Source organism: Treponema endosymbiont of Eucomonympha sp. (assembly GCF_001028545.1).
Window position 1 is genome coordinate 1 of record NZ_BBPW01000735.1, and the last position, 312, is coordinate 312.

Below are 312 nucleotides of genomic sequence, written 5' to 3' on the forward strand. Positions count from 1 at the left end.
CGGTACTGTCGCGGACTGCAGCCAAGCGCCTCTCCTTATGGAGGATTTGGAGGCGGAAGCGTTCCTTGCGGACAAAGCGTATGACACGAACGAACTGCTCGATATGCTTAAGGAAGCGGATATAGCAACCGTCATCCCTCCGGTTAAAAGCCGGAAAGAGCAAAGAGCGTACAGTCATGAACTGTATCGGGCACGGCACGTCATTGAAAATGTCTTCCGTGCCCTCAAGCGCTGGCGGGGAATTGCTACGCGCTACGCAAAGCTCACCGCTTCCTTCATCGCCGCCATTCATGTCAGGTGTTTATTCCTCTA

The 312-nt window shown here is 53.8% G+C and carries 1 protein-coding gene; it reads left to right on the forward strand.

All coding sequences use genetic code 11. The annotated features are described in order from the left end of the window. Positions 1-312: IS5/IS1182 family transposase (locus AWU74_RS08810; protein WP_062328888.1), on the forward strand; the 312-nt coding region annotated here is incomplete at both ends.